Source organism: Sphingobium xanthum, assembly GCF_019737615.1.
Lineage (GTDB): Bacteria > Pseudomonadota > Alphaproteobacteria > Sphingomonadales > Sphingomonadaceae > Sphingobium > Sphingobium xanthum.
The window spans coordinates 108,186-130,651 of sequence record NZ_JAHKKS010000007.1 but is presented as its reverse complement, the minus strand read 5'-3'; the positions used below and the strand labels follow the sequence as shown (position 1 = coordinate 130,651).

Annotated in this window: 21 protein-coding genes; 12 read left to right on the top strand and 9 right to left on the bottom strand. The window is 63.9% G+C overall.

Going from position 1 to position 22,466, the window contains the following annotated elements; translation table 11 throughout:
* The first annotated feature begins 41 nt into the window (after positions 1-41).
* Positions 42-1,721 (top strand): energy-dependent translational throttle protein EttA, encoded by a 1,680-nt coding sequence (gene ettA / locus KM135_RS12815; RefSeq protein ID WP_221714414.1) that lies wholly within the window; start codon positions 42-44, stop codon positions 1,719-1,721.
* An 18-nt stretch (positions 1,722-1,739) separates the two neighbouring features.
* Here the strand turns inward: ettA and KM135_RS12810 are convergent, their stop codons facing one another.
* The 3 genes from KM135_RS12810 to KM135_RS12800 are packed head-to-tail and all read right to left on the bottom strand — an operon-like array spanning position 1,740 to position 3,060.
* On the bottom strand, positions 1,740-2,021 hold the full coding sequence (locus KM135_RS12810; RefSeq protein ID WP_221714413.1) for an acylphosphatase: 282 nt from the start codon (positions 2,019-2,021) through the stop codon (positions 1,740-1,742).
* Between the two features lie 21 nt (positions 2,022-2,042).
* Complete coding sequence (locus KM135_RS12805) at positions 2,043-2,426, bottom strand: gamma-glutamylcyclotransferase family protein (RefSeq protein WP_221714412.1); 384 nt, start codon at positions 2,424-2,426, stop codon at positions 2,043-2,045.
* Positions 2,419-3,060 (bottom strand): carbonic anhydrase, encoded by a 642-nt coding sequence (locus KM135_RS12800; RefSeq protein ID WP_221714411.1) that lies wholly within the window; start codon positions 3,058-3,060, stop codon positions 2,419-2,421. Before KM135_RS12800 ends, KM135_RS12805 begins: the two co-directional genes overlap by 8 nt.
* A 67-nt stretch (positions 3,061-3,127) precedes the next feature.
* On the opposite strand from KM135_RS12800, the gene lipA reads away from it, so the two are divergent.
* Both lipA and KM135_RS12790 read left to right on the top strand, forming a co-directional pair.
* The gene (gene lipA, locus KM135_RS12795) at positions 3,128-4,060 is read left to right on the top strand and encodes a lipoyl synthase (RefSeq protein WP_221714410.1); all 933 of its coding nucleotides are present in this window, start codon (positions 3,128-3,130) and stop codon (positions 4,058-4,060) included.
* A complete protein-coding gene (locus KM135_RS12790) occupies positions 4,060-4,545 on the top strand; it encodes a type II toxin-antitoxin system RatA family toxin (protein ID WP_221714409.1) in 486 nt (161 codons plus the stop codon). Before lipA ends, KM135_RS12790 begins: the two co-directional genes overlap by 1 nt.
* Here the strand turns inward: KM135_RS12790 and KM135_RS12785 are convergent.
* Positions 4,482-5,009, bottom strand: coding sequence for a CinA family protein (locus KM135_RS12785; RefSeq protein ID WP_221714499.1), 528 nt, complete (start codon positions 5,007-5,009; stop codon positions 4,482-4,484). The two genes, KM135_RS12790 and KM135_RS12785, sit on opposite strands and share 64 nt — an antisense overlap.
* A gap of 133 nt (positions 5,010-5,142) precedes the next feature.
* Here KM135_RS12785 and KM135_RS12780 point away from each other — a divergent pair, with 133 nt between their 5' ends.
* Together KM135_RS12780 and KM135_RS12775 are read left to right on the top strand one after the other, a co-directional pair.
* A complete protein-coding gene (locus KM135_RS12780) occupies positions 5,143-5,709 on the top strand; it encodes a LemA family protein (protein ID WP_221714408.1) in 567 nt (188 codons plus the stop codon).
* A gap of 10 nt (positions 5,710-5,719) precedes the next feature.
* Positions 5,720-7,696, top strand: coding sequence for a DUF2207 domain-containing protein (locus KM135_RS12775; protein ID WP_221714407.1), 1,977 nt, complete (start codon positions 5,720-5,722; stop codon positions 7,694-7,696).
* A 140-nt stretch (positions 7,697-7,836) separates the two neighbouring features.
* On the opposite strand, the gene KM135_RS12770 is transcribed toward KM135_RS12775, so the two are convergent.
* Positions 7,837-9,012: a bifunctional 2-C-methyl-D-erythritol 4-phosphate cytidylyltransferase/2-C-methyl-D-erythritol 2,4-cyclodiphosphate synthase gene (locus KM135_RS12770; RefSeq protein WP_221714406.1), complete on the bottom strand. Its 1,176-nt coding sequence runs from the start codon at positions 9,010-9,012 to the stop codon at positions 7,837-7,839.
* Between the two features lie 276 nt (positions 9,013-9,288).
* Between KM135_RS12770 and dusB the strand changes: the two genes are divergently transcribed.
* From dusB to hflX, 7 genes are all read left to right on the top strand, one after another.
* On the top strand, positions 9,289-10,332 hold the full coding sequence (dusB, locus tag KM135_RS12765; RefSeq protein ID WP_221714405.1) for a tRNA dihydrouridine synthase DusB: 1,044 nt from the start codon (positions 9,289-9,291) through the stop codon (positions 10,330-10,332).
* Positions 10,322-11,446 (top strand): two-component system sensor histidine kinase NtrB, encoded by a 1,125-nt coding sequence (locus KM135_RS12760; protein ID WP_221714404.1) that lies wholly within the window; start codon positions 10,322-10,324, stop codon positions 11,444-11,446. Before dusB ends, KM135_RS12760 begins: the two co-directional genes overlap by 11 nt.
* On the top strand, positions 11,443-12,894 hold the full coding sequence (ntrC, locus tag KM135_RS12755; RefSeq protein ID WP_221714403.1) for a nitrogen regulation protein NR(I): 1,452 nt from the start codon (positions 11,443-11,445) through the stop codon (positions 12,892-12,894). Before KM135_RS12760 ends, ntrC begins: the two co-directional genes overlap by 4 nt.
* Positions 12,895-13,034: 140 nt before the next feature.
* Positions 13,035-15,281, top strand: a complete 2,247-nt coding sequence (locus KM135_RS12750) for a sensor histidine kinase (RefSeq protein ID WP_246606042.1) — start codon at positions 13,035-13,037, stop codon at positions 15,279-15,281.
* Positions 15,271-16,635 carry a nitrogen assimilation response regulator NtrX gene (gene ntrX / locus KM135_RS12745; protein ID WP_221714401.1) on the top strand — a complete coding sequence of 455 codons (1,365 nt, stop codon included), beginning with the start codon at positions 15,271-15,273 and terminating at the stop codon, positions 16,633-16,635. The genes KM135_RS12750 and ntrX overlap by 11 nt, the downstream gene beginning before the upstream one ends.
* Before the next feature lie 162 nt (positions 16,636-16,797).
* Positions 16,798-17,286, top strand: a complete 489-nt coding sequence (hfq, locus tag KM135_RS12740; RefSeq protein ID WP_221714400.1) for an RNA chaperone Hfq — start codon at positions 16,798-16,800, stop codon at positions 17,284-17,286.
* A gap of 16 nt (positions 17,287-17,302) precedes the next feature.
* On the top strand, positions 17,303-18,643 hold the full coding sequence (hflX, locus tag KM135_RS12735) for a GTPase HflX (RefSeq protein ID WP_221714498.1): 1,341 nt from the start codon (positions 17,303-17,305) through the stop codon (positions 18,641-18,643).
* A gap of 31 nt (positions 18,644-18,674) precedes the next feature.
* Here hflX and mazG read toward each other — a convergent pair whose 3' ends face one another.
* The 4 genes from mazG to KM135_RS12715 form a co-directional block, all read right to left on the bottom strand.
* Positions 18,675-19,436, bottom strand: a complete 762-nt coding sequence (gene mazG, locus KM135_RS12730; RefSeq protein ID WP_221714399.1) for a nucleoside triphosphate pyrophosphohydrolase — start codon at positions 19,434-19,436, stop codon at positions 18,675-18,677.
* A 105-nt stretch (positions 19,437-19,541) separates the two neighbouring features.
* The gene (locus tag KM135_RS12725) at positions 19,542-20,417 is read right to left on the bottom strand and encodes a hypothetical protein (RefSeq protein ID WP_221714398.1); all 876 of its coding nucleotides are present in this window, start codon (positions 20,415-20,417) and stop codon (positions 19,542-19,544) included.
* Between the two features lie 25 nt (positions 20,418-20,442).
* On the bottom strand, positions 20,443-21,306 hold the full coding sequence (locus tag KM135_RS12720) for a WecB/TagA/CpsF family glycosyltransferase (protein WP_221714397.1): 864 nt from the start codon (positions 21,304-21,306) through the stop codon (positions 20,443-20,445).
* Positions 21,303-22,403, bottom strand: a complete 1,101-nt coding sequence (locus tag KM135_RS12715) for a Gfo/Idh/MocA family protein (RefSeq protein ID WP_343228188.1) — start codon at positions 22,401-22,403, stop codon at positions 21,303-21,305. Before KM135_RS12715 ends, KM135_RS12720 begins: the two co-directional genes overlap by 4 nt.
* Between the last annotated feature and the right edge of the window lie 63 nt (positions 22,404-22,466).

Here is a 22,466-nt window from a genome sequence, read left to right as displayed (position 1 = left end):
GATTTCCCGAACCACACATTCGATCCAGAGGACCGATCTCGATGGCCGTCCAGTACAGCTTCGTCATGAAGGGTCTCACCAAGACCTTCCCCGGCGCGCAGAAGCCCGTTTTCAACAATATCCACCTCCAGTTCCTGCCCGGCACGAAGATCGCCGTCATCGGCGTCAACGGCGCGGGTAAGTCGACCCTCATGAAGGTGATCGCCGGCATCGACACCGAGTTCCAGGGCGAGGCTTGGGCAGGCGAGGGGATCAAGGTCGGCTATCTGGCGCAGGAGCCGCAGCTCGATCCGACCAAGACCGTCATCGAAAACGTCAAGGACGGCGTGCGCGGCGTCGCCGATCTGGTCGATCGGTTCAACGAGATCAGCACGATCATGGGCGATCCGCCTGAAAATGCCGATTTCGATGCACTCATGACCGAGATGGGCGAGCTTCAGGAGAAGATCGACGCGGTCGACGGCTGGACGCTCGACAACCAGCTCGAGATCGCCATGGAAGCGCTGCGCTGCCCGCCGGGTGACTGGAAGGTGGACAATCTCTCGGGCGGTGAGAAGCGCCGCATCGCGCTATGCCGCCTGCTCCTCGAAAAGCCGGATATCCTGCTGCTCGACGAACCGACCAACCATCTCGACGCCGAGAGTGTCCAGTGGCTGGAGCAGCACCTCATCAATTACACCGGCAACGTGATCCTCGTGACCCACGACCGCTACTTCCTCGACAATGTCGTGGGCTGGGTGCTGGAGCTGGACCGCGGCCGCGGCATTCCTTTCGAGGGCAATTACTCCAACTGGCTGGAAGCCAAGGCCAAGCGCATGGAGCAGGAAGAGCGCGAGGAAGCCGGACGGCAGAAGGCGATCAAGGAGGAGCTGGAATGGATCCGGCAGTCTCCCAAGGCCCGCCAGACCAAGAGCAAGGCCCGTATCCGTGCCTTCGACGAACTCGTCGAGAAGCAGGAGAACCGCGCGCCGGGCAAGGCGCAGATCGTCATCCAGACGCCCAAGCGCCTCGGCGGCAAGGTGATCGAGGCCAAGGGTCTCACCATGGCCTATGGCGACAAGCTGCTGTTCGAGGATCTGAACTTCCTGCTTCCGCCGGGCGGCATCGTCGGCGTCATTGGCCCGAACGGCGCCGGCAAATCGACCCTGTTCCGCCTCATCACCGGCCAGGAAAAGCCCGATGGCGGCACCATCGAGATCGGCGAGACCGTCCAGCTCGGCTATGTCGATCAGAGCCGTGACTCGCTCAATCCCAACCATAATGTCTGGGAGGAAATCTCCGGCGGCCATGACCTCATGACCATCGGCAAGCACGAGATCCAGACCCGTGCCTATGTCGGCGCGTTCAACTTCAAGGGCGTCGATCAGCAGAAGAAGGTCGGTCAGCTGTCGGGCGGCGAGCGCAACCGCGTCCACCTCGCCAAGATGCTCAAGGAGGGTGGCAACGTCCTCCTGCTCGACGAGCCGACCAACGATCTCGACGTCGAGACGCTGCGCGCGCTGGAAGATGCTCTGGAGAATTTCGCGGGCTGCGCCGTGGTCATCAGCCACGATCGCTTCTTCCTCGATCGCCTCGCGACCCACATCCTGGCCTTCGAAGGCAATAGCCATGTCGAATGGTTCGAAGGCAATTTCGAGGCCTATGAGGAAGACAAGCGCCGTCGCCTCGGCGATGCGGCGGATCGGCCGACGCGCCTCGCTTACAAGAAGCTGACGCGCTGAGCGAACGGACCGGAAACCTCAGAGGGTAGGGCGCTGCTCGAACCCTCTGAGGTCGCTCACCTCGATCACCTTGTCCGAGACATCATCGACTCGTGCCGCCGGAGGTCCGGTCCACGCCAGTTCGAGAAAGCGCGCGATGTCGGCTTCCTTTCCCTGTACGATGGCCTCCACATCGCCGTCCAACCGGTTGCGGACCCAGCCCGCAAGCCCAAGAGCACGCGCGGTCTGCACGGTCCAGCCGCGATAGAAGACGCCCTGAACCTTGCCGACGATGCGGACGTGTCTCGCACTCACCTGCATCCGCCAATCCTATCCGGACGCCTACCGCGTCCGCCAGTTCCCCGTGGCGATGATCGGCTTGTTCTTGGTCGAGCGGTTATATTCATAAGCCCAGACGCTCTCGCCGCTGCCCAGCGTTTCGACGCGAATGCGCCGATATTCAGAGCGGCTCGGATTGTCCGGATCGTAGAGCTCATAGGCATCGAGCTCATCGACCAGCCTGGGGTCCTCGAACGTGAGGACCTCGCCATGGACCACGCCGTGCCGGCCCGTCACCAACCCCGGATAATGCCCCAGATGATAGAGTCGTCCGGCAATCTTCTCGGGGCCGATGCGGCGCACGCGCGTTTCGAGGCCTAGGGCGCGGTAGCCGCTGCCTCCGGTCATGAGCAGCCCATAGACGAAAAACAGGAAGGGATCATTCATAGGGCAGGAAGGTGCCGGTCTCTTCATTCAATATGTGCAGCACCCCGTCGGAAATCGCGAAAAAGGCGCCTTTCAAGGATAAGACGTTGCCCGCTTCCTTTTCCCTTATCCACGGGAAGCTGCGCAGATTGGCAAGGCTGACCTTGACTGCGGCTTGCTCCATGGCGCGGCCGGCGATCCGGCCCTGATCCGTGCCGTGCTCGGCGACGACCTGCGCCCGGGCATCGTCGAGCATCGAGATCCAGCTCGCGATAAAACCCCCTTCGCCCGGAGGGGCGTCGTGCAGCTCCTGTGTGAGGGCCGCCTTGCAGCCGCCGCAAAGGCCGTGACCCATTACGAGGATTTCCTCGACGCCGAGCACCTGCACGGCAAACTCGACCGCCGCCGAGACGCCATGCCGGCCCGGAGCGGTCTCGAATGGCGGCACCAGCGCCGCCACATTCCGCACGACGAAAATCTCGCCGGGATTGGTGTCGAAAATTTCCGCCGGGTCCACGCGGCTGTCCGAACACGCGATCACCATCACGCGCGGGCTCTGCCCATCGGCCAGTTCGTCCCAGCGCGAACGCTGATTCGCCCAGCCAGTGGCGCGGAATCGGCGATAACCCTCAAGCATATTCGTGAATGTGACCATATCGGATTTGATCTGCCCAAGTTCGTCAGGGCTGGCAAGGTGGCGCGCGGATCGCTATCTGGTCGGCATGAACGATCTCTCATCCGCACCCGGCGGCCTCAACCCGCGCAAGCCCGACTGGATCCGCGTCAAGGCGCCGGTCAGCAAAGGCTATGAGGCGACGCGCAAGCTGATGCGCGATAAGGGCCTCGCCACTGTTTGCGAGGAAGCGGCCTGCCCGAACATCGGCGAGTGCTGGACGAAGAAGCACGCAACCGTGATGATCCTGGGCGATGTCTGCACCCGGGCCTGCGCCTTCTGCAACGTCAAGACCGGCATGCCGCGCCCGGTCGATCCGCGCGAGCCGCAGAATCTTGCCGATGCCTGCGCGGAGATGGGCCTCGAACATATCGTCGTGACCTCGGTCGATCGTGACGACCTGCCGGACGGCGGCGCGCGCCAGTTCGTCAAGGTGATCGAGGCGCTGCGCCAGACGACGCCCGAAACGACGATCGAGATCCTGACGCCCGATTTCCGCAACAAGCATGAGGCCGCCGTCGAGGCGATCGTCGCGGCGCGGCCGGACGTCTACAATCACAATCTTGAGACGGTCCCGCGGCTCTACCCTACGATCCGCCCCGGCGCGCGCTATTATGCCTCGCTGCGCCTGCTGGAGATGGTCAAGAGGCTCGACCCCTCGATCTTCACCAAGTCCGGCATCATGCTGGGCCTCGGCGAACAGCGCCTCGAAGTGCATCAGGTGATGGACGACATGCGCTCGGCCGATGTCGATTTCCTGACAATGGGCCAGTATCTGCGCCCGACCCCAAAGCATGCCGCCGTGGAGGAGTTCGTGACGCCGCAGGCGTTCAAGGCCTATGCCGCCATCGCGCGCGCCAAGGGCTTCCTGCAGGTCGCCTCCAGCCCGCTCACGCGCTCCAGCTATCATGCCGGTGACGACTTCAGGCAGATGCGCGCCGCGCGCGAGGCCGCACTCGCCAAAGCCGCGCAAAGCACCTGATGCCCAAGCATCACGAGACGCGACATTTGCCTTATTCACCCGAGCAGATGTTCGATCTGGTCGCGGACGTGCGGGCCTATCCGCAGTTCCTGCCCTGGGTGACGGCGATCCGCGTTCGCTCCAGCACGACGGAAGAAATGATCGCGGACATGATCGTCGGCTTCAAGAGCCTGCGCGAGACTTTCACGTCAAAGGTCAACAAGCTCCGCCCGGAGCGGATCGACATCGACTATATCGAAGGCCCGCTGCGCTTCCTGCACAATGCCTGGCGTTTCCGGCCCGACGGGGCAGGGGGCGTGTTCATCGACTTCGAGGTCGATTTTGCGTTCAAGAACCGCGTGTTCGAGATGCTGGCCGGTCAGATGTTCGATCGGGCGCTGCGCAAGATGATCGGCGCGTTCGAAGCGCGCGCCGCCGTGCTTCACGGCTCCGGCGTCTCGGCGCCTTCCGGCAGCAGCAGTTCGAGCGCACAAAGCGCCGCGTGAAGACGGATCTTTCCGCGACCTTCATTGTCGAAGCGCCGCAGGTCCGCCACGATATTGTTGGGATTGCCGTCCTTCTCGGCCCGCGCGAACACCACCGTGCCGACCGGCTTCAGGTCGGTCCCGCCATCCGGTCCGGCAATGCCTGTGATCGAGACCGCGACATCCGCGCCGCTGCGGGTCAGCGCGCCTTGCGCCATCGCCCAGGCCGTCGCGATCGAGACAGCGCCGAACGTGTCCAGCACATCCCCGGCGACGCCCAGCAGGCTGGTCTTCTGCTCATTCGCGTAGGTGATGAAGCCTGCTTCGAACACGGATGACGATCCGGGAATCTCGGTCAGGGCCGCCGAAACGAGTCCGCCCGTGCAGCTTTCAGCCACCGCGATGCGCCGCCCGATTCTCTTGTTGGCTTCGATGACTTGCCGCGCGCGCGAAACAAGCTCCTCGGGCAGAACCGTGTCCCTGATCGTCGCGTCGTCTGCCATGGTGCGATCGACCATGGGCTGATCGTCCGCAAAAGCCAAGGCATTAGCATCGCCTCTGGTCAGTTGCCGCGGATTGTGATCCAAAGGCATCACGCAGTCGATCGAGGGGGGATCAATGGTGCAGTGGATCGTGTTGGGCGTTGTCGTCCTGTTGGCGCTGTATCTGATCGTCATCTACAATCGGCTGGTCCGCCTGCGCGCTTTGGTGCGGGAAGCCTGGAGCGGCATCACCGTCCAGCTCCGCCGACGCGCCGATCTCATTCCCAATCTCGTGCGCACGGTCGAAGGCTATGCCGCGCATGAGCGCGAGACGCTGGAAGCCGTCACCGCCCACCGCACCGATGCGACCACGGCCAAAGGTGTCGGCGCGACCGCGCAGGCCGACGCGGCGTTCACCGGCATGATCGGCAAGCTCTTCGCCGTGGCCGAGGCCTATCCCGAGCTCAAGGCGGACGCCAATTTCCGCCAGCTCCAGGGCGAATTGTCCGAGATCGAGGAGGAGTTGGCCGGCGCTCGCCGCTATTACAACGCCACGGTACGCGACTTGAATACCGCGGTCGAATCCTTCCCGGACGTGCTGGTCGCCGGGCCAATGGGCTTCAAGAAGGAAGAATCCTACGCCGACGACGTGGCGACGTTGCAGATCGCCCCGGTCGTCGATTTCGGCGGCAGCAAGAGCTGAGTCGATGCGCATGTCGATGCGCCTCCTAGCCGCTCTGCTTCTGCTGCTTGTGCCGCTTCTGGCGCGGGCACAGACCCGGGCGCAAATGGTGGAAGCCGTCATGCTCTCGCAAGGCGAAGAGCGCATCCTCAGCTTCACAAGCGACGTCAGAATCGAGAAGAATGGCGATCTCGACGTCACCGAGACAATCCGTCTCGTCTCGCTCAACGACCAGATACGACGCGGCATCCAGCGCGATTTTCCGACCAGCTATTCGACCGGCTTCGGTCAGCGCACGCGCGTCGGCTTCGATGTCGTCTCCGTGCAGCGCGACGGCAAGGACGAGCCATGGGAACGCATGAGCCTCGAAAACGGCGTGCGCATCCGCATCGGCTCGGCCGATGTGCTGCTGCCGATCGGCGTCCACACTTATGTCATCCGTTACAAGACGACGCGCCAGATCCGCTATTTCGAGGGATATGACGAGATCTACTGGAATGCGACCGGCACCGGCTGGACCTTCCCGATCGATATTGCCGAGGCGCGGATCACGCTGCCGACCGACACCAAATTCGGCAATCGCGCCGTCTATACCGGCTATCAGGGCGCGACCGACCGCGACGCAGAGGTTATCGAGGAGCGCCCCGGCTTCATCGCCTTCCGCACCACGAAGGGACTGCAGCGTGAACAGGGCCTCACCGTCGCCGCCGCGTTCCCCAAGGGTGTGCTGGATGCGCCGGGATCGAGCGATCGCATGCGCTGGTGGCTTGAGGATTGGGGCGCGATCGGTGCGGCCGGCGCCGCGCTGGTCGGCCTTGTCGGCTTCTATCTGCGCAGCTGGATCAAGGTCGGCCGGGGCCCCCGTGCCGGGCCGGTCGTGCCGATCTTCTCGCCGCCCGACGGTCTGTCCCCCGCCGCATGTCGCTACATCTCGCAAATGCGTTTCGACAATGAGGCCTTCTCGGCCGCCATCGTCGACCTCGGCGTCCACGGCAAACTGCACATCCATCAGGAGGAGGGTGGCTGGCTGAGCCGCGGTACGACCACGCTGAGCCGCACCGACATAGGCCGCTCGGACAATCCGAGCGACGTCGGTGCGCCCGAGAGCGCGATGCGCTCGACGCTCTTCGCCGGACGCGAACGCATCGAACTCAAACAGGGCAATCATGCGACACTGCAAGCCGCCCGCTCCGCGCTCGAGGCAGGCCTGAAGCGCGATTACGGCACCACCATGTTCCTCGACAACAAGCTCTGGGCAATCGCTGGCATCGTCGCCATCCCCATCGCCATCATCGTCATCGCCATGGTCGCGATCATGCTCGACCCCACCAGCGGCCCGATGAGCCAGTTCATCATCCCCCTTTCGGCGATCGGCCTCTTCGCCATCGCCTGGCGGCTGATCCTCATTGCCCGCAGCGGGCCGCAGACATGGGTCTATTTCCTCGCATGGCTCGGCGTCTTCATCGCTGGCGGCCTCGCCGTCATGTTCGCTTTCGGCACGGTCATCGCCGCCATCACGAACGGGGCCTATGTCGTGCTGGCGCCACTCGCGCTGCTGCCGGTCGCCATCCTCGCCTTTCGCTGGATGTATGCGCCGACGGTGGAGGGCAGGGCTGTCATGGATCGGATCGCCGGCTTCCGCCACTATCTCGGCATTACGGAGGAAGAGCGACTGGACGCGATGCATCCGCCCGAAAAGACACCCGAACTGTTCGAACGCTACCTGCCTTATGCCATCGCGCTCGATGTCGAGAACCGCTGGGCCGACAAGTTCGCCGCTGTTCTGGCGACGGCAGCCGCCACCGGCGCGGCGACGCAATCGATGGGCTGGTACAGCGGCAACAGCGACATGTGGCGCGACCCAAGCGGCTTCGCGAGCACGGTCGGCTCCTCGCTCGCCAGCACGGTCTCCTCGGCTGCGACATCGCCAAGCAGCAGCAGTGGCGGATCGTCAGGCGGCGGATCCTCCGGCGGCGGCGGCGGCGGTGGTGGCGGATCGGGCTGGTGAGACTGCCTTAAGCCCCTCCCTTTCAGGGGAGGGGTAGGGGGTGGGTGTCGCGCAGCGATCGTCATCGCAGCGCCAAGCATTCAGCGCCAAAGCACCACCCCAACCCCTCCTCTGAAGAGGAGGGGCTATAAACCGCAGCCTCAGTCCCCCGCCGGCAACCGGACCGTCGCAACAGCCTGCGCCGCAATGCCCTCGCCACGCCCGGTCAGCCCAAGCCGCTCCGTCGTGGTCGCCTTCACGCTCACCCGCGCTTCGGAGATTCCTAGAATCTCAGCCAGACGCGCCTTCATCGCCACCCGATGCGGCCCGATCTTCGGCGCCTCACAGATGATCGTCAGATCGACATGATCGATGACGCCACCCCGCGCCGCGACGCGCTCCACCGCGAACGCCAGGAACCGGTCCGATCGCGCCCCGCGCCATTGCGGATCGCTCGGCGGGAAATGGCTGCCGATATCGCCCTCGGCCAATGCGCCCAGCAGCGCGTCGACCAGCGCATGGATGGCCACATCCGCATCGCTATGCCCCGAAAGCCCATGGCTATGCGGGATCAACAGGCCACCGAGCCACAAGTCCTCGCCCGCCACGAGCCGATGCACATCGAAGCCCATACCGGTGCGGCCGATCATTGCGTCGCCCAATTGCCGCTCCATCCGCTCATGATCGCCGGGATAGGTGATCTTCTCCAACGCCGCATCCCCCTCGACGAGCACGACGTCATGACCAAGCCCGCGCAGCATCTGTGCATCGTCGGTCGGCTCGTCCGCGCCGTCCCAGCCCAGATGCGCCTCGAGAATGGCCGGAAAATCGAACGCCTGCGGTGTCTGCACACGCCGGAGAAGCGCCCGATCAACCACATCGCCCGCCAATGCCTCGTCCGCGGCAACCAAAGTGTCGGCGACCGGCAGCACCGGCATCGCCCCCATCGCGCCGCTTTCCAGCGCCTCCAGCAACCGGTCGATCACGACGGCGGGCAGGCGAGGGCGCGCACTATCATGGATCAGCACATGACTCGGCGCTTCCGAAGCGAGCGTCTCCAGCGCATTGCGAACCGAAAGCCGTCGCGTCTTGCCACCCTCGACGATCAGCAGTCCCTCGACCAGCCCGCCAAGCGTTGCACCCGCCTCCTCCTGCCCGCCCGGCGGAACCACCAGCAGGACCGTGCTGATCCGCTCATGCGCCCGCATCGCCTCCAGCGAATGCGCCAGCAGCGGCCGCCCGGCCAGCACACGATATTGTTTGAGCATGCTCCCGCCGCTGCGCGATCCGCTCCCGGCGGCAAGAACGATGGCGGCGACGTGGGAGACACTGGTCATGCCGAGCGCTTAGATGCTGTCGCATCGGCGCGAAAGCGCAATATGCGCTGTCCTACAGACGCGGCCGCATGGCATGGCCAGGAATCGGTTCACGCGATTGAAGAGAGGGCGATGCGCGACGTCCCGGAATTTTAAATTTGGGCCGACCCCCGAACTTTCCGAACCTTTGAAAGAAAATAACCTACATCACGGGACAAAGAAGGACCGCCGTCGCCATTCTTGCTCTCGGACCCCATTGACGCTACAGGCGCTGCCTGTTTTTTAGGCAATTCGACCATGACGACGTTCAGACCCATCCAGATCGGCCCCGTGACGATCGACAAGCCGGTGATCCTCGCCCCAATGACGGGCGTCACCGACATGCCGTTCCGCACGCTCGTGCGCCGCTATGGCTCGGGCCTCAACGTCACCGAGATGATCGCCTCGCCGGCCGCCATCCGGGAGACGCGCCAGTCGATCCAGAAGGCCGCCTGGCATGCCGTCGAGGAGCCCGTCTCGATGCAACTCGTCGGCTGCACCCCGCATGAAATGGCCGAGGCCGCCAAGCTTTCCGAGCAGAAGGGCGCGGCGATCATCGACATCAACATGGGCTGCCCCGTGCGCAAGGTAACGAGCGGCGACGCCGGCTCTGCGCTGATGCGCGATCTGCCGCTCGCCGCGAGCCTCATCAAGGCAACGGTCGAGGCGGTCGATGTGCCGGTGACCGTCAAGATGCGCATGGGCTGGTGCCATGACAGCCTCAACGCGCCGGAGCTGGCCCATATCGCGGAGGATCTTGGCGCGAAGCTGATCACCGTTCACGGCCGCACGCGCAATCAGATGTACAAGGGCCAAGCGGACTGGGCCTTCGTGGCGAAGGTCAAGGCCGCCGTGTCCGTGCCCGTCATCGTCAATGGCGACATCTGCTCGATCGAGGACGCCCGGACCGCGCTGGCACAGAGCGGCGCTGACGGCGTCATGATCGGCCGTGGTGCCTATGGCAAGCCCTGGCTGCTCGGCCAGGTCATGCAGGCGCTGAGCGGAGAGGTGCCTCGCGCCGATCCCGATATCGCTGAGCAATATGCCCTCATCGTCGAGCATTATCGCGCGATGCTGGAGCATTATGGCGAGCTGACCGGCGTCAACATGGCCCGCAAGCATCTCGGCTGGTACACCAAGGGCCTGCAAGGCTCGGCCGAGTTCCGCAATGCCGTGAACCAGGTGCCGGAGGCCGCCCGCGTGCTCGATATGCTGGAGCGCTTCTACGCGCCGTTCATTGCCCATCCGGAGCTGGCGCGCCCGGAGCATCTCCGCTCCGAACCGACGCGGAATGCCGCCTGATCGCGGGAGAAACAGGCTGTCGAGCCCTCCTTTCCCGACCACGGGCGGCATTCCCGCCGCCGCCGAGCTTGTCTCCGCGCATCCGGTCGCCACGCTGCTGATCGATCCGGACGGTCGCATCGCGACCGCCAATGCCCGCGCCGAATCGCTGCTGAACATGGCTCGCTCTGCGCTGGTCGGCAGCGTCATTGGCCGCGTCCTGCGCATCGACGATCCGCGCATGGACGCCGCCATCTGGATGACGGACAAGCCACTCTCGGCCTATGACATTCGCGTCCATGCCGGGCGCAACGAAGCCGTCGAGATGGATATCCTGATCCACCCGCTGCTCGATGACGAGCGCTGGCGGATCGTCGCGCTGCATGTCCATGGCCAATCGCAGACGCTCGGCATGCGCCGCGCCTCGCTCGGTGCGCGCTCGGCCACCGGCGCCGCCGCCATGCTGGCGCATGAGATCAAGAACCCGCTCTCCGGCATCCGTGGCGCGGCCCAGCTTCTCGAAGGCGATGCCAGCGAGGCGACGCGGCCGCTCACCAAGCTCATCGTCGATGAAGTGGATCGCATCGCCGCCCTCATCGACCGCATGCAGAGCTTCACCAGCAATCAGCCTCTCGAATGCAGGCCGGAGAATATCTATCCGCTGCTCGATCGCGCGGTGGAGATCGCCGTCGCCGGCTTCGCGCGCAATTGCCCGATCACGCGCACTTACGATCCCTCGTTGCCCTTCGCGCAGGTCAATGGCGATGCGCTCGTCCAGGTGATGCTCAACCTCGTCAAGAATGCGGTCGAGGCGGTCGAAGGCCGGGAAGGCGGCACCGTGCAGGTCGCCACGGCCTATCGTCACGGCCTCTCCGTGCTCTCGACGCGCGGCAAGGGCACCGCACCGCTGCAGATCGAGCTTCAGGTGATCGACAATGGTCCCGGCGTACCGGAGAATATTCGCGACGTGCTGTTCAATCCCTTCATTTCCGCCAAGCGCAGCGGTCAGGGCCTCGGCCTCGCGTTGGTCGACAAGCTCGTCCGCGACATGAATGGCCTCGTTCAATATGAGCGCGATCAGCATGCGGGCCGCTCCATCTTCCGCGTCCTCCTGCCGATGGGGATACATCCATGACGCGCCTCACCGGCAAGATCCTCGTCGTCGATGACGATCCGGCCATCTGCGTCGTCATTTCGGAAGCGCTGAAGCGTCAGGGCCATATCGTGCGTACGGTCGGCTCGATCGAGGAGCGCCGCGTGGCCTTGCCGGCCTTCGCGCCCGATGTACTCATTACCGATGTCATGCTGCCGGACGGCGACGGGCTCGACGACGTCGGCGCGATGCTGCTGGACGAGCCGGACCTCAAGGTCATCATCCTCTCCGCCCAGAACACGCTCAACACGGCGGTGCGCGCGACGGGGCAGGGAGCCTTCGAATATCTCCCCAAGCCGTTCGACCTGAACGAGCTCAGCCGCGCCGTTGCCGAAGCGATGAGCGTCCGCTCCAGCAGCCATGCACCGGAGCCGGGCGAGGAAGGCGCCAGCGAGGAATTGCCGCTCATCGGCCGCTCGCCACAGATGCAGGAGGTCTACCGGACCATTGCCCGCGTCGTCGGCAATGATCTGAATATCCTCGTCCTCGGTGAATCCGGCACAGGCAAGGAACTGGTCGCGGAGGCGATCCACAGCCTCGGCCCGCGCCGCGCCCAGCCTTTCGTGGCGATCAACATGGCGGCGATCCCGCGTGAGCTGATCGAGGCGGAGCTGTTCGGCTATGAGCGCGGCGCCTTCACCGGTGCGGTCTCGCGCTCAGCCGGCAAGTTCGAGCAGGCCGAGGGGGGCACGCTCTTCCTCGACGAGATCGGCGACATGCCGATGGATGCGCAGACGCGGCTTCTGCGCGTGCTTCAGTCCGGCGAAGTGACGACCGTCGGCGGTACGCGGCCAGTGCGGGTGAATGTCCGCATCATCGCCGCGACCAATCAGGACCTGCCGAACCTCATCGCCGATGGCCGGTTCCGCGAAGACCTCTTCTATCGCCTCAATGTCGTGCCGATCCGGCTGCCGTCGCTCCGCGAGCGAGCAGGGGACGTTCCGCTACTCGCGCGGCATTTCCTCGATCAGGCGGCCTCGGGCGGCTTGCCGCGCAAGCTTCTGTCGGAAGAAGCTGCCAACCTGCTGGATCTGTACGACTGGCCCGGCAATGTCCGCGAACTGCAGAACCTGATGAAGCGCCTGACGGTGCTGACGCGCGATCAGGAAATTCAGGTCCAGCATCTGCGGCAGGTGCTGACCTTCGCTGAATCGCTTGGCGGCCAGACGGGAACGGGTGCGGTCGAGCTTCGCGAAGCGGCGCGGCGCTGGTCGCGGGAGCAGCTCGCCGTGGGAGCGGGGCTGAACGCGAGCGAGCTTCACGATCGTCTGCTTGCGGTCATTGAGCCGGTCCTGCTGGGCGAGACGCTCGCCGCGATGGACGGCAATCAGATCCGCGCGGCCGCAACGCTGGGCATGAACCGCAACACACTACGCAAGAAGCTCACGCACTACGATATCGACCCGGCAATGCCATTGCGGGAAAGGTAATAGATTGATTTTCGGCCTGTTTATGTTCTGAACATCGTTGCATCAAGAATGCCGAACGCCTCACGCAAAGCGTGTTTTCAGAGCCACGGGGATGTTGTATCGCTGCCACGATGGATCAACGCGCCAGCCCGCACGGAGGAATGGACGAGTCGCCACCGACGCTGTTCGGTTCGCCGCGCCTCGGCCGTCTGGCCGAACTGCTGGCAGCCGCGACTCTGCTTGCGACCGCGGGTTTCACCGCCTGGCTGATCAACCGGCCGCAGCAGGACGATACGCTGCTGAGCGCGCCGGTCGTGGCGCTGCTGCTGGTCTTCAACCTGCTGCCCGCCATCATCCTGCTCGTGCTGATCGGCCAGCGCATCGCGCGCCGTCGCGCCGCGCGCAGCCTCGTTGGCGGCAGCGGCCGGCTCCACGTCCGCCTCGTCGCGCTCTTCTCGGCCATCGCCAGTGTCCCCCTGCTGCTGGTCGTGATCTTCGCGTCGCTGCTCTTTCAGTATGGCGTCCAGTTCTGGTTCTCGGCCGACGCGCGGGGCATGCTCCAGAATGCCAGCGATCTTGCGCGCGGCTACTACCAGTCGAACCTCAAGGAGCTTGGCGACGAGACGACAACGATGGCCGGAGACCTGCGCGACTATCTCTCGCAGTCGAGCATCTCGAGCCCGTCCTTCGCCGAGGGCTACATCTATCAGGTCGTCACGCGGAAGCTGAACCGCTCCGCGATCATCGAGATCGGCCGCGACGGCGTCGCCCGCACCGCCGCGACCGTGGATCCCGAGCGCCGCACCGCGGCCGACGTGCTGACGCCCGAAGTGATGAAGCGCCTGCGCGCGGGCGAACCGGTCGTGACCCAAGCCAAGACCAATCAGATCGAGGCGTTCGTCCAGCTCTATGCGGATTCGAACACGTTCCTCTATGCCACGCGCGATTCGGCCATTTCCGCTTTCAGCGAGATGAAGCGCGCGCAGGCGGTGCTCGCCGACTATGACGATTTTGCAGCGCGGTCCCGACAATTGCAGCTGCGCTTCAACATCGCGCTGTTCGTCGGCGCGCTCGTGCTGGTCGGCACGGCCGTCTGGTTCGCTCTCACTGTTGCGGACAGGCTCGTCCGCCCCGTCGGCGAGTTGGTCGATGCCGCTCGCCGTGTGACCGCGGGCGATCTCTCGACCCGCGTCGCCGACACCGACGACCGCGACGAACTCGGCACGCTGGCGAGCGCCTTCAACCGCATGACCCAGCGCCTGGAGGCCCAGACCGGAGCGCTCGTCTCGGCCAACAGCCAGCTCGCTAATCGGCGCGCCCTGATCGAGGCCGTGCTGTCCGGCGTCAGTGCAGGCGTCATCTCGGTCGACCAGAACGGGGTCATCCAGCTGCTCAACAGCTCAGCGACTGAACTGCTGGTCAAACCCGGCGTCCAGGCCGTCGGGCAGCCGCTTGCCGAACTCTCCGAGGAACTGGCGAGCCTCATGGCGGCCGGCACGGGCGCGGATATCATCCAGATTCGCGCGGGTGGCGAGATCCGCACGCTCGCCGTGCGCGTCGTTGCCGATGGCGGCAGCCGCGTGCTGACCTTCGACGACATCACCCAGCAGCTGCTCGACCAGCGCCGTGCGGCCTGGTCGGATGTCGCACGTCGCATCGCGCACGAGATCAAGAATCCGCTGACGCCGATTCAGCTCGCCGCCGAACGGCTGCAGCGGCGCTATGCCAAGGAAGTCGAGTCCGATCCCGGCACCTTCCGCCGCCTGACCGAGACGATCGTGCGCCAGGTGGGTGATCTACGGCGTATCGTCGATGAGTTCGGGTCGTTCGCACGCATGCCCAAGCCGGTCTTCCGCGAAGAATCGGTTATCGACGTCACGCGCCACACGATGTTCCTGCATGAAGTTGCGCACCCGCAGATCGTGTTCACCTTCCTGGCCCATGCCGCCGAGCCGATGCTGGTCTGCGATCGCCGCCAGATCGCGCAGGCGCTCACCAACATCGTCAAGAATGGCGTGGAAGCAATCGAGCAGCGCCACCTTGGTGAGACCTCGACTCAGGGCGAAGCGGAGCAAGCATCGGCGCCGCACGGTCATGTGACGATGACCGTCAATCAGTCCGAGGGCGAGATCAGCATCATCGTGACCGACGACGGCATCGGCCTGCCGGTCGAGCGGGAGCGGATCATCGAGCCCTATATGACGACGCGCGCCAAGGGCACGGGCCTGGGGCTCGCGATCGTCAAGAAGATCGTTGAGGAACATTTCGGCACGATGAGCTTCGGCGATGCCGAAAGCGGCGGCACGGTGGTGACGCTGCGATTTGACGTGGCCCGGCTCGCACGCCTGGTGGAAGATGGCGAGGATCGGCCTGGAGACAATGCGAAAGAGAGTTTGAATGGCGCTTGATGTTCTGATCGTCGATGATGAAGTGGATATCCGCGAGCTGGTCGCCGGCGTCCTCGAAGACGAGGGGTTCGAGACGAGACTTGCCGCCAACAGCGACGATGCTCTCGAAGCGTTGGCGACGCGCCGACCCTCGCTCGTGCTGCTCGACGTCTGGCTGCAGGGCTCCCGGCTCGACGGACTGGAGCTGCTGGAAGAGATCAAGCAGCGCGATGCGACGATCCCCGTGCTGATGATCTCCGGTCACGGCAATATCGACACGGCGGTCGCCGCCATCCGCCGCGGCGCCGTCGATTTCATCGAGAAGCCGTTCGAGTCCGATCAGCTGCTGCATATCGTGTCGCGCGCCACCGAGACCGAGCGGCTGCGCCGTGAAAATCAGGTGCTGCGCGCCCGCTTCCAGGAAGAGGAGCTGACCGGTACCAGCAATGCCATCAACGGCGTCCGCGCAACGATCAAGAAGGTCGCGGGGACCGGCAGCCGCGTGCTCATCACCGGCCCGGCCGGCGTCGGCAAGGAAGTCGCGGCGCGCATGCTCCACAATTGGTCGGGGAGGGCAGAGGGGCCGTTCGTCATCGTAACGGCGGCGCGCATCGAGCCTGAACGAGCCGAGGAAGCCCTGTTCGGTGTCGAGGGGTCGGATGGCGTCATCCGTCCCGGCCTGCTCGAGCAGGCCCATGGCGGTACGCTCTTTCTCGACGAGATAGCCGACATGCCGCTCACCACCCAGGGCAAGATCCTGCGCGTGCTGACCGATCAGAGCTTCACGCGCATCGGCGGCCAGCGACTGGTGAAGGTGGACATCCGGGTCATTTCCTCCACCGCTCGCGATCTCAAGGAAGAGATCGAGGCCAAGCGTTTCCGCGAGGATCTCTACTATCGCCTGAACGTGGTGCCGCTCGCCATCCCGCCGCTTGCCGAGCGCCGCGACGACATTCCCGGTCTCGTCGAGCACTATATGGCGCGTTTCGCGGCCGAGCGCGGCATGCCGTCGCCCAATATGGCGACCAATGCCATGGCTGCTCTGCAATCCTCTGACTGGCCCGGCAATGTCCGCCAACTGCGCAACGTGGTCGAGCGCACGATCATTCTTGCGCCGATGCAGCCGGGCGGGTTGATCGAGCTGGAGATGCTCCCGGTCGAAGCGACGGGCAACAACGAGGAGTTGGGCCTTTCCAGCGCGATCATGGGCGCACCGCTGCGCGAAGCGCGCGAGAATTTCGAGCGCGAATATCTGCGGATTCAGATCAAGCGTTTTTCCGGGAACATCTCGCGCACCGCAGCGTTCATCGGCATGGAGCGCTCAGCTCTCCATCGTAAGCTCAAATCGCTGGGACTGGGCGAGGGGCGGGACTGAGCCGGGGGATCACGCCATCGACCGGGCATGTTTTTGTGCGCTGCGGCAAAGCATGGCTGGATTTCCCGCAAGGAATCGCTTAGGCTCCAACTGTCTGGGTAGACAATCGACGTCCAAATTGGGCGCGATGCGGGCAACGCCCCGCCAATAACGGAGTAAAAAATGGCCGACAAACTCAACAACCTTCAGGACATTTTTCTCAATAGCCTCCGCAAGAGCAAGACCCCCGTCACGATGTTTTTGGTGAAGGGTGTCAAACTGCAAGGCATCGTAACCTGGTTCGATAATTTCTCTGTTCTGCTTCGCCGCGATGGCCAGACGCAACTCGTCTACAAGCATGCCATTTCGACGGTCATGCCGGCGCATCCTATCGACCTTTCCCGGATCGAATCCGCTTTTTCCGCCAATGAGCGCAAGCCCAAGCTGCTGCAGGAAATCTTCCTGTCGGCAGTTCACAAGTCGGGCGAGCCCGTGACCATGTTCCTCGTGAACGGCGTCATGCTCCAGGGCGACATCTCGGCATTCGATCTTTTCTGCATGTTGCTGCAGCGGGATGGCCTCGTCCAGCTCGTCTACAAGCATGCCATTTCAACGGTCCAGCCCGCGCATCCGCTCGACCTCTCCGGAGAGGGCGAGGATGACCAGGACTGACCTGACAGGCTGAGCCATCGCGCACTTTTCGGAACGCGAGGAAGTCACGCGCGGCGCACGCGCGCTGGTCGTTCATGCCGATCTCGGCGGACGACAGCGGCGTGACGTGTCCGCGCGACTTGAGGAAGCGCGCGGTCTGGCGCTGGCGATCGGTCTGGACGTGGGCGAGGAGGGTGCCGTCTATCGCGTCCGCCAATCCCGCCCTGCGACCCTGTTCGGATCGGGCCAGGTGGAAGAAATTGGCAGGCTCGCCGCTGACATGAGCGCTGAACTGGTCGTCGTCGACAATAACCTGACGCCGGTCCAGCAAAGCAATCTCGAAAGAGCCTGGGGTGCCAAGGTCATCGACCGCACCGGCCTCATCCTCGAAATCTTCGGCGAACGCGCCGCCACGGCCGAAGGACGCCTGCAGGTCGAGCTCGCGCATCTCGATTATCAGGCCGGCCGCCTCGTGCGCAGCTGGACTCATCTCGAACGCCAGCGGGGCGGCTTCGGCTTCCTCGGTGGTCCCGGCGAAACGCAGATCGAGGCAGACCGCCGCATGATCCGCGATCGCATGGCGAGGATTCGCCGCGAGCTCGATCAGGTGACGCGCACGCGCGGGCTCCATCGCGCCCGGCGGCAGCGCGCGCCCTGGCCGGTCATCGCGCTGGTCGGCTACACCAATGCCGGCAAATCCACACTCTTTAACCGTCTGACCGGCGCGGATGTGATGGCACAGGACATGCTGTTCGCGACGCTCGATCCGACCATGCGCCAAATCAGCCTGCCCGGCATCGACAAGGCAATCCTGTCCGATACCGTGGGTTTCGTCTCGGACCTGCCGCACCAACTGGTCGCCGCGTTCCGCGCGACCCTGGAGGAAGTGCTCTCAGCCGATCTCATCCTGCATGTCCGCGACATCGCGCATCCGGACAGCGATGCGCAGAAGGAGGATGTGCTGGACGTGCTGGCAGGCCTTGGCGCCGTGCCGCACGGGGAAGGGGGCTCGGATGCCAATCCAGCCCCTCTCATCGAGATCTGGAACAAGGCCGACCTGATCGACGATCCGGATCGTCTCGTGGCCGTGCGTGCCCGCGCGGACGAGGAGCCGGATGTCGCGCTCGTGTCCGCGCTGACCGGTGAAGGAATCGATGCGCTCAAGCGCAGGCTCTCCGACATTTTGGGGGAGGGCCATCGCCGGTACGAAATCATCCTCGACAGTGCCGATGGGGCGGCGCTGGCCTGGCTTCATGCACATGGCGATGTACTGCTGGAGGAGCCGGAAACCAGCGACGATCGTGCGCAGGTCCGTCTGTCGGTGCGGATGGACCCGGCCGATCATGAGCGGTTTCTGCGGCAGTTCGGCTTAATCTAACTCGCGCTGAGATGACGTCAAAGGCGGAGACTCAACCCTCGTCGCGCTTCACTGCCTGCCAAAGCGCTTCCTTTTCATTCAGCGGCAGCGAAGCGAAGCCATCGCCAGCCTTCGCCTCCATCGCCCGGAAGCGCCGCTCAAACTTTGCGTTGGCTGCGCGCAAGGCCGTCTCGGGATCAACCTTGTGATGCCGGGCGAGATTGACCGCTGCGTAGAGCACATCGCCAACCTCGTCCTCAATCTCGGATCGGTTCTGAGCGTTATCGACTTCCTCTATTTCTTCCAATAGCTTGGCACGCACATCAGCGATATCGTCCCAATCGAATCCGACACGCGAGGCGCGCTTCTGAAGCTTCTCGCTGCGGGCCAGCGCCGGCAAGGCGAGGGCCACGCCGGCCAGCGCCGAACGATCATCCTTGTCCTTCTCCGCACGTTCTGCGGCCTTGATCTCGTCCCAACCGGGCGAGACCTCGCCATCGCCGAACACATGGGGATGGCGTCGTACCATTTTCTCGCAAATCGCTGTAATGACGTCGGAAAGATCGAAGGAGCCAGATTCCTCGGCCATGCGGCTGTGGAACACGACCTGGAGCAGCAGATCGCCGAGTTCATCCTTGAGCGCGGCCATGTCGTCGCGCTGGATCGCATCGGCGACTTCATAGGCTTCCTCGATCGTGTAAGGTGCGATCGTCGCGAAGCTCTGCTCGACATCCCAAGGGCAGCCATGCTCCGGATCGCGCAAACGCGCCATGATCTGCTGGAGGGGAGTGATATCGGCCGCCCTGTCGCTCATCTCTTCAAGTCCGATAATATATATTATGTTAAATTGAGATACGCATTTCCGCGGATCGCGCGGCTATCAGCCTATCGCCTTCATGCCGCCCTGCGCGAGATTTTCTCAGGCCGGCGCCTTCGCCGCATCATATTCCCGGATCAGCCCGACAGTCTGCTCGATATTCGCGCGGCTCGATGCGCCGAACAGGATCGACTCCACATGCGGCTCGCGGCAGATCCACTCGATCGCCTCACGCGGCCTGATCGCACCCGAACCCAGCACGGACATCGCGATCATCCGCGCCGGAATACGATCGAGAACCTCGCGATAACCCTCGATGCCGCCGGACATGCGGAACCCGATCTTGTTGTAGTTCGCGCAGACGATCGGATTCTCGACGCCGGCATCCTTCAGCATCGGCAGCAGCTTCGGCACGTTCATCGTGATGAAGCCGGCCTCGGCATTGTAGCGGCTCTTGATATGGTCCGAGAACACCTTGAAGGCGTCGGCAAAGCCCAGACCCTGCACCAGATCCGTCACGACATTCTGCAGAAACACGACCGGCGTGTGCAGGCCCTGGAACATCTTCATCTCGGCATCCACGAGCAAGGTCATCATGCTCTCGATGTCCTTGTTGATCACCGCCTTCGATCCGCGCAGGATCGTGTCGACTAAACCTTCCTTGGGAAGGAATTTGCGCACGGCATCGAAATAGCCGAGCTCGGTCACCGCGTTCGCATATTTATGCGCATAAGGCATGCCCGGATAAAAGGTGAAACCTTGCCACTTCGCCGGATTGGCGCGCACATCGTCGGCGATCTTCTCGATCTTGTCATGCGTCGTGCACATGAAGCCGCCCGCGCCAGCTTGCAGCGCGATCTGCAGAACGTCGATGATCGCATCGATGTCCTGAAAGCGCATCGCCTGCTGACGAGCCTTCTCCTCGGACATGTGATTGATGCCGAAGAACTGATTGTCGCCGAAAAGAATGCGTTCCATGGGCGCCTGTGTCTCCTGAAGGCTCTCAGGCCTGTTCGTGGGCCGGAACGGCGGCCGCAGCGGTCGCCGGTTCTTTCCGCTCGATCGTCGCGGGCGAGCGGAAGGATGGCGCCTTGTAGACGCCCAACCGGTCGAACAGGACCAGCCAGAAAAATTCCATCGTGCGCGCATAGCGCCGCCAGTAGCGCTTCGGCTCGGTCACCATGCGGTAGACCCATTCGAGCCCGTTGCGGTTCATCCAGCCCGGCGCGCGCTTCACGGCATCGGCCTCATAATCGATGACCGCGCCGACACCCATATAGACCTTCACGCCCGGCATCAGATGCCGGTTGCGGTGCATCCAGACTTCCTGCTTGGGTGCGCCCAGCCCGACGATGAGGCAGGTCGCGCCGGAGGCATTGATCATCTCGATGACCTTGGCGCTCTCCGCCTCGTCGTTGACGAAGTTGAACGAAGGCCCGTGAGCGCCGACGACAATGTCGCGGCCGACGATGCCGTTCACCCGCTCCAGCGCCATCTGTGCGATGCCCGGCTTCGCGCCGAGAAAAAAGATCTTCACATCCGGATTGTCGGCATGATGCATGTAGTAAGCCGGGACGATGTCCGAGCCCGACGTCTTGCACTTGATGTTCCGGCCGATCGCGCCGAGCGCCCAGAACACATATTTGCTGTCGGACGACACCATCACGGCATCGGCATAGGCGGCCGCAAAGTCCGGATTGCGCTGAAGATGGTAGAGATGGTCGGGATTGAGCGTGAAGAGCATGCCCTCGTCGAGCCGCTCGATGATCTCGGGAATTGTCAGCGCATCGACCCACGCATTCAGCAGCCGCGATTGCTTCCAGCTGCCGAAGCCGGGACGCGAGGTCGTGCGGGTCGTTTCCATCATCGACCGAACAGCTTTGCCAGGATGCCGCTGGAGCGCTGCGGCCGCACCGTCATAGTCACGCCGCTGCCTCCGCCGCTCGCCGCCGCTGCGCGGATCATCTCGATGGTCGCGTCCGTGTCGGCCGCGCCGGCAAAATCGTTCTGCGTGCCGTTGCGCGTGCCCTTGATCGCCTCACCAAAGGCTTCGAGCTGCGCGCTATATTCCTCACCGCGCAGGTAGAAGCTGACGGGCGGCGTGAGCTCGGTGATATACTTGACGGTCCAGCCCTCATCATAGCCCGCGGGGATCGGTGCGCTTCCGGTCAGGAAGACCTGGATTTCCTGGCGGTCCGCATAAATCTTGCCCCCCTCACCCCAGATCGAGATGCGCGTGGTCATCTTGCGCACGGATGCATCGGACCAGTTCACGGACAATTGAGCGGTTGGGCCATCGCCAAAGGTGAGCCCTGCATAGACCTCATCGTCGACTTCCGCCGAGAAGCCGCTCTTGAGCATGGCGCCGGTGCAACCGGTGGGTCGTCCGAAATACCAGTTCAGCAGGTTGAGCGGATGCGCGGCGTAATCGTAGAGGCACCCACCGCCCTGCCCGGCCTTCCCGCGCCAGGTCGGCTTGCTGGGCTTGAGCACGACCGGCCCATAAGCTTCGGCCTGGACATGGCTGACGCGACCGAGCGCGCCGGCATCGATGAGCGCCTTCACTTCGTTGAAGGTGCCGATGAAACGATTGTGATAGCCGACTTGTGCGATCAGGCCCTTCGAAGCCGCAAGCGCGGCAAGCTGCTCGCTCTCCGCCGCCGTCAGCGTCAACGGCTTCTCACAGAACACATGCAGGCCCTTTTCGAGCGCAGCGCGCACCATGGGAGCATGCGTGGTGGTCGGCGTCGCGATGATGATCGCGTGCAGATCCGGCAGGTTCAGAACCTCGTCATAGCTGCCCACATAGCGCAGCTTGCCATATTTCTCGATTACCTGACCGACCAGAGCGGCCGAATCGCAGATCGCCGCGACCTTGAAGTCATTGAGAGCATTCACGATACCAAGATGGGAAATACCCATCTTGCCCAGGCCGATTACCGCGACATTGATAGTCAAACCCACCTCCGCCTTGTGCGCGGCGCCTATGACTTCGCGCGGCGATCAAGTCAATCAAACGGACGACGC

What these genes read in the sequence shown, in the direction of transcription:
- ettA (WP_221714414.1), top strand. Translation starts at nt 42, where the DNA reads ATGGCCGTCCAGTACAGCTTCGTCATGAAGGGTCTCACCAAGACCTTC.
- KM135_RS12810 (WP_221714413.1), bottom strand. Translation starts at nt 2,021, where the DNA reads ATGCAGGTGAGTGCGAGACACGTCCGCATCGTCGGCAAGGTTCAGGGC.
- KM135_RS12805 (WP_221714412.1), bottom strand. Translation starts at nt 2,426, where the DNA reads ATGAATGATCCCTTCCTGTTTTTCGTCTATGGGCTGCTCATGACCGGA.
- KM135_RS12800 (WP_221714411.1), bottom strand. Translation starts at nt 3,060, where the DNA reads ATGGTCACATTCACGAATATGCTTGAGGGTTATCGCCGATTCCGCGCC.
- lipA (WP_221714410.1), top strand. Translation starts at nt 3,128, where the DNA reads ATGAACGATCTCTCATCCGCACCCGGCGGCCTCAACCCGCGCAAGCCC.
- KM135_RS12790 (WP_221714409.1), top strand. Translation starts at nt 4,060, where the DNA reads ATGCCCAAGCATCACGAGACGCGACATTTGCCTTATTCACCCGAGCAG.
- KM135_RS12780 (WP_221714408.1), top strand. Translation starts at nt 5,143, where the DNA reads ATGGTGCAGTGGATCGTGTTGGGCGTTGTCGTCCTGTTGGCGCTGTAT.
- KM135_RS12775 (WP_221714407.1), top strand. Translation starts at nt 5,720, where the DNA reads ATGTCGATGCGCCTCCTAGCCGCTCTGCTTCTGCTGCTTGTGCCGCTT.
- KM135_RS12770 (WP_221714406.1), bottom strand. Translation starts at nt 9,012, where the DNA reads ATGACCAGTGTCTCCCACGTCGCCGCCATCGTTCTTGCCGCCGGGAGC.
- dusB (WP_221714405.1), top strand. Translation starts at nt 9,289, where the DNA reads ATGACGACGTTCAGACCCATCCAGATCGGCCCCGTGACGATCGACAAG.
- KM135_RS12760 (WP_221714404.1), top strand. Translation starts at nt 10,322, where the DNA reads ATGCCGCCTGATCGCGGGAGAAACAGGCTGTCGAGCCCTCCTTTCCCG.
- ntrC (WP_221714403.1), top strand. Translation starts at nt 11,443, where the DNA reads ATGACGCGCCTCACCGGCAAGATCCTCGTCGTCGATGACGATCCGGCC.
- KM135_RS12750 (WP_246606042.1), top strand. Translation starts at nt 13,035, where the DNA reads ATGGACGAGTCGCCACCGACGCTGTTCGGTTCGCCGCGCCTCGGCCGT.
- ntrX (WP_221714401.1), top strand. Translation starts at nt 15,271, where the DNA reads ATGGCGCTTGATGTTCTGATCGTCGATGATGAAGTGGATATCCGCGAG.
- hfq (WP_221714400.1), top strand. Translation starts at nt 16,798, where the DNA reads ATGGCCGACAAACTCAACAACCTTCAGGACATTTTTCTCAATAGCCTC.
- mazG (WP_221714399.1), bottom strand. Translation starts at nt 19,436, where the DNA reads ATGAGCGACAGGGCGGCCGATATCACTCCCCTCCAGCAGATCATGGCG.
- KM135_RS12725 (WP_221714398.1), bottom strand. Translation starts at nt 20,417, where the DNA reads ATGGAACGCATTCTTTTCGGCGACAATCAGTTCTTCGGCATCAATCAC.
- KM135_RS12720 (WP_221714397.1), bottom strand. Translation starts at nt 21,306, where the DNA reads ATGATGGAAACGACCCGCACGACCTCGCGTCCCGGCTTCGGCAGCTGG.